Origin of the sequence: Pontibacter sp. JAM-7 (assembly GCF_048548695.2) — a bacterium.
GTDB lineage: Bacteria > Pseudomonadota > Gammaproteobacteria > Pseudomonadales > Balneatricaceae > Neptuniibacter.
On record NZ_JBLYIF020000048.1, the window covers coordinates 1 to 254 of the forward strand.

Sequence of the window (254 nt, forward strand, 5' to 3'; positions counted from 1 at the left end):
GTGGGCATAGCTCAGTTGGTAGAGCTCCGGATTGTGATTCCGGCGGTCGTGGGTTCGAGCCCCATTGTCCACCCCATTTCTCTTAAATGTGCGAGCGTGGCGGAATTGGTAGACGCGCTGGTTTTAGGTACCAGTATCTTACGGTGTGGGAGTTCGAGTCTCCCCGCTCGCACCATCTATGGTGGGCATAGCTCAGTTGGTAGAGCTCCGGATTGTGATTCCGGCGGTCGTGGGTTCGAGCCCCATTGTCCACC

Annotated in this window: 3 tRNA genes; all 3 read left to right on the forward strand. The window is 57.1% G+C overall.

Features of this window, described 5'->3' with window-relative positions:
- The 3 genes from ACFVYJ_RS13820 to ACFVYJ_RS13830 all read left to right on the forward strand — a co-directional run bounded on the left by ACFVYJ_RS13820 (position 1) and on the right by ACFVYJ_RS13830 (position 254).
- Positions 1-76, forward strand: a tRNA-His gene (locus tag ACFVYJ_RS13820).
- 14 nt (positions 77-90) lie between these two features.
- Positions 91-175: transfer RNA gene (locus ACFVYJ_RS13825), tRNA-Leu, on the forward strand.
- A gap of 6 nt (positions 176-181) precedes the next feature.
- A tRNA-His gene (locus ACFVYJ_RS13830) sits at positions 182-254 on the forward strand.